Below are 6,590 nucleotides of genomic sequence, written 5' to 3' on the forward strand. Positions count from 1 at the left end.
CGAGGCGTTCCATGGATGAACATATGGATGGCGCTGCGTCCGCCCAGACATTGGTACTCGACCACGTCCCGATGCGCAACGAAGAGGGCGAAATCAGGCACGAATTCGTCGAGGAAATCGCCCATGCGATCGAGGCCGCCGACAGCGCCGCGTTGCGCGCCTGCGTCGCCGAGCTGCACGAGGCCGACCTCGGCGATCTCATCGCGGCGCTTGCGCCCGACGACCGCGTCCGCCTGGTCGAGCTGACCGGAACCGATTTCGACTTCTCCGCACTGAACGAAGTCGATGAGACCGTGCGCGACGAAATCCTCGACGAGCTGCCGCCCGAGACGGTGGCCGAGGGTGTCCGAGAGCTCGAATCTGACGACGCGGTCGAGCTGCTCGAAACCCTCGACGAGGAAGAGCAGGAGGAGATCCTCGAGAAGCTGCCGCTGCAGGAGCGCGTCGCGCTCGAGCGCAGCCTGCTGTATCCGGAAAACTCGGCCGGAAGGCGCATGCAGACCGAGTTCATCGCCGTGCCGCAGGATTTCACGGTCGGGCAGGCGATCGACTACATGCGCGATACGCCCGATCTGCCCGAGCGCTTCTACGAGATCTACGTCGTCGACAAGGAGCAGCACTGGCAGGGCGCAGTCTCGCTCGACGTCCTGTTGCGCGCGCGCCGTCCGGTGGCGCTTGCCGAGCTGACCGACGAGGACCGCCGCCGCGTCTCCGTCCTGGAGGACCAGGAGGAGGTGGCGCGCATGTTCGGCAAGTACAACCTCGTCGCCGCACCCGTGCTCGACACCCAGGACCGCCTCGTCGGTGTCATCACCGTCGACGACGTCGTCGACGTCATCGAGGAAGAGGCGGACGAGGACCTCAAGGCGCTCGGCGGTGTCAACAGCGATGAAGAGCTGTCGGACACGTTTCTCACCATCGCGCGCGCCCGCTTCAACTGGCTGCTGATCAATCTCGCCACAGCCTTCCTCGCGTCCTCCGTGCTCGGCCTGTTCGAGGGCCAGCTCGAACAGATGGTGGCGCTCGCCGTGCTTGCGCCGATCGTCGCGAGCCAGGGCGGCAATGCCGCGACCCAGACCATGACGGTCGCGGTGAGGGCGCTCGCGACCCGCGAGCTCGGCTCCTCCAACGCCTGGCGCGTGGTCATCCGCGAGGCGTTGGTCGGTCTCATCAACGGTCTCGCCTTTGCCGTGATCACCGGCATTGCGGCCGTGGTCTGGTTCAAGATCCCCGGCCTCGGTGTTGTCATCGGGCTTGCGATCATCGTGAACCTGGTCGCCGGCGCGCTCGGCGGCATCCTGATCCCGATGGCGCTCGAGCGCGTCAGGGCCGATCCGGCGGTGGCGTCGGGCACGTTCGTGACGACGGTGACGGATGTCGTCGGATTCTTCTCCTTCCTCGGCATCGCCACGCTGTGGTTCGGGTTGAAATAGGAAGAGGTTGGGGACGCCGCTCTCTCCATTCGTTATTGCGAGCGCAGCGAAGCAATCCAGAGTCCCTCCGTGGAAAGATTCTGGATTGCTTCGTCGCACCAGCGCAAAATTGCTTCGCAATTTTGTCGCGGGCTCCTCGCAATGACGGGATGAGGGCGGTGCACCCCTCTCGGGTGCCGGCGCGCTACGCCTTTAATCCCACCTTAAGCGTGCTGCCGCATGATCTCTCGCGCTTGGGGGAATGAGCATGCGGTTGCGGCTGAAGGCGGACGGACGGGTCGTTGAGTTGCGGGACGGGCAAGAGTTTCCCGTCCAGCCGGTCGCGTCTGCGGTCGAGCCTCCGCCGGCGGAGGCCGGTTCGCTCGCGGTGCGCGATTTGCGCCGGCGCGCCTGTCTCACCCAGATGGAGTTCGCCGCCAAGCTCGGCGTGCCCGTCGAGACCATCCGCAACTGGGAGCAGGGCAAGCGGGCCCCGCGCGGACCCGCTCGCGCACTGCTCGCCGTGATCGCGCATGCGCCCGACACGGTGTTCCAGGCGCTCGCCAAAGCTTGAACGGCTGACGCGAACCTCCCGTTAGCGTTGCACAGAAAGATCCGGCCCCGAGATCGGCGTCCTCCGTTGCACTCTGGCGGACCGGGTCCATAATGATGCCGGTGATGACATTTGGGGGCTGCCGCAACAGAGAGGATTCCTCATGCTGTTCGTCGAGGCCAATGGCGCAAGAATCCCGGCGATCGGGCTCGGGACCTGGGAGCTGAGCGGCCGGACCTGTGCGCGCGTGGTCGAGCAGGCGCTGCGGCTCGGCTACCGCCACATCGACACCGCCCAGGTCTATGACAATGAGCGCGAGGTCGGCGACGGGTTGCGCGCCTCCGGCGTCCGCCGCGACGACATCTTCGTCACCACAAAAGTCTGGACCAACCATTTCGCACCCCACGATCTCGAACGATCGGTCAAGGAGAGCCTGGTGCGCTTAAGGCTTCCCGCTGTCGACCTCTTGCTGCTGCACTGGCCCAATTCGCATGTGCCGCTGGAGGAGACGCTGGGCGCGCTGGCGCACGCCAAGCGGATGGGCCTGACACGCCACATCGGCGTCTCCAATTTCACGGTGGCGCTGATCGAGCAGGCGGTCGCGCTGTCACCCGAGCCGCTCGTCTGCAACCAGGTCGAATATCACCCTTATCTGGATCAGGCGAAGGTGAGAGCGGCCTGCGACCAGCATGGGATGGCGCTCGTCGCCTACAGCCCGATCGCCAGGGGCCGCATCAAGGCCGACCAGACGCTCGCGGGAATCGGTCGCGCCCATCACAAGACACCGGCACAGATCTGCCTGCGCTGGCTGGTGCAACAGAACGTGTCCGCGATTCCCAGAACGTCGCGTGTCGAGCGCCTGTCGGAAAATATCGAGATCTTCGATTTCGAGCTCTCGGATGACGAGATGGCGGAGGTCGCCGCACTCGCCAGCCCCAAGGGCCGCCTGACCGATTTCGGCTTCGCGCCGAAATGGGATTGAGGGGAGCCTGCTGTATGCTAGGAGCAGGTCGGCAACCCAAGATCGGGCGATGGAACGGCGGAAGATCATACGGACGGACATTGTGGCGTCAGCCATCGCGCATCTGACGCTGGTCGCGCTGATCATCGTGATCAGCGAGGTGCATCCGTTTCATTCCACGCCGCCCGAGACTGTCGCGGTCGATATCGTCACGCCGGAGCAGGTGAAGCAGGAGGAGGCCAAGGCGGAGGAAAAAGCCGAAGAGAAGGCGAAGGAGAAGCCGCCTGAGCCGCTCCCCGACTTGAAGCTGCCGAAGCTGGACTTCACCGACAAGGACAAGCCGGACCCTGCGCCCAAGCCTGCGGCCAGAGAGAAGGCAGCAGAGAAGGCGGCGCCGCAACAGAAACAGGCCTCGCACGAACCGCAACAGAAGCAGCCGCAGCCTCAGCCATCGCAGGTGCCACCGCAACAGCCGCCGCCCCAGCCTCAGGCGCAGCAGCCTCCGCCCGCCATGCCGCAGCCGCAGGCCGCGCCGCCAGCCTATCGGGCGCCGGAGCCTGACGTCACCGTCAAATACGGCGTGATGCTGGGCCTGCCGCCCGAATTGCCGCCCGCGCCGAAAGACGCGCCCAAGGATGACGGCGGCGATGCCAAGGATTCGATCGGCGCCAAGTTGCCGCCCGAGGTCATTGCCGAGCTTCGCCGGCACCTGAGGAGTTGTTCGAAGCTTCCGGCCGACGTCGCACCATCCGATGCCGTGCGCATCAGGCTGCGTGCGGTGCTTGCCACCGATGGCACGCTGGCGCGCCCGCCGATCCTGATCGAGGCGCCGCCGTCGGCGAAGGGCGTGGCCATCGTGCAATCAGCGATGAGCGCGCTGCAGGCTTGCCAGCCCTACAAGATGTTGCCCGTCGACAAGTACGAGGAATGGAAAGTGATGGACCTGTCGTTCACGCCGCAGGATTTCGGCGGGTCGTGACGCCTGTGCCGCGTCGCGCTTCGACGACCGGCTACTTCCGCAATTGCAGCTCAAACCCGCGAACCGGTGCGAGACACGCCGCACAATACTCCACCCGCACCTCGGCATTGCCCGTGCAGGGTTGACCCACCGCCATCAGGAAGCGCATCGGCTGCGCGATGAAGAAGCTGGATGATTCCACCCGGCAAGCGGCTCGTGACTTCAGCTCATTCGTGAGCGAATCGAGCCTCATGAAATGGCGAGAGGTGTCGGTGTAGCCGGCATAGTCGAACAGCTCGAATGGCGGTCTGTCCTCGTCGCGAAAGGCTTCGCGGACCATCGTCACTTGCGCGTGGACGAATCCGGCGAGCAGCAGCGCGATAGCCAGCATTTTCCAATTCGCGCGAAAGCCGTCAATGGCGAGCGCGATTGAAACGAAAAAGAGGAACTGCGGGATGATGTAGTAGCGATCGGCAACGCTGGCGATCGAAAGCCGCAGCGCCGGGAAATAGGCGATCGTCCACAGACAGAACAGCGGCAGCATGAGCTGCTCCGGCTCGCTCGGTTTGGAGCGGAGGGAGCGGAGTGCAGCCGCCGCGAACAATGCGAGCAGCAGCACCATGCGCAGGTGCAGCGCGATCATTTCGATCGGGCTGGGCAAATAAGAGACGACGCGTTCGAGCAGGATCATGCCCGAGACCGTGCCGAAAAAGCTGACATCGCCGATCGGCGACGCTGCCAGCGAGAGCACCACGAAACCGACAATCACAATGCTCGCGACCCTCGCGACACGCCGATTGGTCAAGGCTCTGATCGTGTGCGGAAGCAGGTGGCCCTCGACGCGGACATAGGCACGGGTTGCGAGCGCGATCAGGCCGAGACCGGCCAGCATCGCCGGCAAGGCCCGGGTCACGAACGCGCCGTCGCCGAAAAAATGCCGTCCGCACAGAACGATCTGGACCAGAAGGTTCAGCTGGCCGATCAGCAGCAGCTTTGCGCTGCTTTCGCCAGGCCATGTGAGTGCGACGAGGAGCGTCGCGGCGGCAAAGGACAGCGCCGCGGCAATGAAGATGGCGTGACTCCAGCAGCCCAATGAGAAGGCGAGCAGGAGAAGGAAAAGCCAGCGATGAGGGCTTCGGCCTCGTTCCAGCAGGTGCGGGAGAGTGAGCAGCACGAGCGCGAGCAGGAGGTTCTGGAGCGCGTTCACCTCCCAGGCGACCCGGCTGTAGAACAGGAACAGCAGCGAGGATCCCATCGCCAACGCGAAATAGAGCGCGGCTGCGCCTCGTTTCCAGAAGGCGAGGGCGGTCAAGCCGAGGGCCAAGCCATTCAAAATCGCGCTCGCCAGTCGCAGGCTGCCGACGCTCGCCGGGATGATCGAAAAGACCAGGCTCACGATCTCGGGGAAGAGTGATCCGGTATAGCCGTTCATGCCGCGAAGCGTGAACATCCCGCGGGCCTGCTGCTCCAGCGCGCGCAATCCGACCCAGGCCTCGTCACCGTGCAGGCCGGGAAATGAATTCAGCCGCACCAGGAGGCCGGCTGCAACCATGGCGGTGATCGATGCCAGCATCCCGGCGAAAGCAATGTTGCCCAATCGTTTCGGCTCGATTGCAGTGTGTGCCGGTGCCGGCCGAAGATCAGGATGCATTTACGCCCGGCTGCCGCTGAATTCGCGGCGGCAGGAATATGTGGGAAAATTTCCCGCGTCAATAGCTGCGAGTGTGCCCGGGCTATGTGCCGTAGCTGGCAAGCCAAGTGAAGGCCGCCAGGATTCCCGGCAGTTGCAGGTCATGACGAAGCTTGCCGGACGCCGGCAGGAGGCGGTGTTCGACCGCGACGCCGGCCCGGCGCAGCGCCTCGACATAGGCGGTCTGGACCGACGGCGACACGCGCTGGTCCTGTGGGTCGGTGAGCACGATGATCTTCTCCGGCGGATGACGCGCGACGTCGGCGACATGGTCGATCGGGTCGAGGAAGTCGCTGTGGCCGGTGATGTCGGCGGTCCAGCCGTTCTCGCGATTGCGCTGGGCCACCGCCGTATTCCCCGAGGTGATCACCGCGCAACCGATGTCGTCGCGGCGCGCGATCAGTGCGGCCACGAGATGGCCACCGCCGGACTGGCCGACGAGATTGAGACGGCGCCAGCCGAAATGCGCCTTGAGCCGGGTCAGCGCCGCATCGACCAGCGCAACTTCGCGCGGCCGGCGCCGGTCGAGATGGCGCCCCGTCGAACCCAGGATACCCGGACGCGCCAGGTGGACATAGGGGCGATGGAAGCTGGCGCTGAACTGTTCAGCCAGCGCCTGCACGTCGTAGGCTGTCGCCGCGACGTACCACTCGTTGGCCACGACCCCGTCATCGCGTTTCTCCACGGCATCGCCGCGCAGGAAGATGACGGGATCGGCCGGCGCACCTTCGGGCGCCGCGCCATAGAAAGCGAGAACGTCGGCCTTGCCGTCGACCTCGACCAAAACGCGCCCCGCGCCGTCGCCATCGGACGCGGCGCATTCAACGCCCCGAACCACATCGGCCCCGGAGAAGGGCGTGGTCGGCAGGTCAGCAATGTCTGGAAAACGGATCATGGCTTGAGTTGTCGAGGAAACGCGCACTCAGTGTCAAGCGCTGCACACGTGATCTCGGTCACGCAGTCTCTGCAATTTGCCCGACCAGGCTGAGCAAGAAATCTGTCTCTTATACACATCT

6 protein-coding genes are annotated in these 6,590 nt (G+C 64.9%); 4 read left to right on the forward strand and 2 right to left on the reverse strand.

The annotated features are described in order from the left end of the window. Positions 1-11 precede the first annotated feature (11 nt). The 4 genes from mgtE (at position 12) to FXB40_RS36370 (ending at position 3,905) form a co-directional block, all read left to right on the forward strand. Positions 12-1,433 carry a magnesium transporter gene (gene mgtE / locus FXB40_RS36350; protein ID WP_148777089.1) on the forward strand — a complete coding sequence of 474 codons (1,422 nt, stop codon included), beginning with the start codon at positions 12-14 and terminating at the stop codon, positions 1,431-1,433. A gap of 241 nt (positions 1,434-1,674) precedes the next feature. After that, positions 1,675-1,986 carry a helix-turn-helix domain-containing protein gene (locus FXB40_RS36360; protein WP_148777091.1) on the forward strand — a complete coding sequence of 104 codons (312 nt, stop codon included), beginning with the start codon at positions 1,675-1,677 and terminating at the stop codon, positions 1,984-1,986. A 142-nt stretch (positions 1,987-2,128) separates the two neighbouring features. Further along, positions 2,129-2,947: an aldo/keto reductase gene (locus FXB40_RS36365; protein ID WP_148777092.1), complete on the forward strand. Its 819-nt coding sequence runs from the start codon at positions 2,129-2,131 to the stop codon at positions 2,945-2,947. Between the two features lie 49 nt (positions 2,948-2,996). After that, positions 2,997-3,905 carry a hypothetical protein gene (locus FXB40_RS36370; protein WP_148777093.1) on the forward strand — a complete coding sequence of 303 codons (909 nt, stop codon included), beginning with the start codon at positions 2,997-2,999 and terminating at the stop codon, positions 3,903-3,905. 31 nt (positions 3,906-3,936) lie between these two features. Here FXB40_RS36370 and FXB40_RS36375 read toward each other — a convergent pair whose 3' ends face one another. Together FXB40_RS36375 and FXB40_RS36380 are read right to left on the reverse strand one after the other, a co-directional pair. Further along, positions 3,937-5,481, reverse strand: a complete 1,545-nt coding sequence (locus FXB40_RS36375) for a hypothetical protein (RefSeq protein ID WP_148777094.1) — start codon at positions 5,479-5,481, stop codon at positions 3,937-3,939. A gap of 136 nt (positions 5,482-5,617) precedes the next feature. Beyond that, positions 5,618-6,469 (reverse strand): alpha/beta hydrolase family protein, encoded by an 852-nt coding sequence (locus tag FXB40_RS36380; RefSeq protein WP_148777095.1) that lies wholly within the window; start codon positions 6,467-6,469, stop codon positions 5,618-5,620. Positions 6,470-6,590: the final 121 nt, after the last annotated feature.

It is taken from the genome of Bradyrhizobium rifense (assembly GCF_008123425.1).
Classification (GTDB): domain Bacteria; phylum Pseudomonadota; class Alphaproteobacteria; order Rhizobiales; family Xanthobacteraceae; genus Bradyrhizobium; species Bradyrhizobium rifense.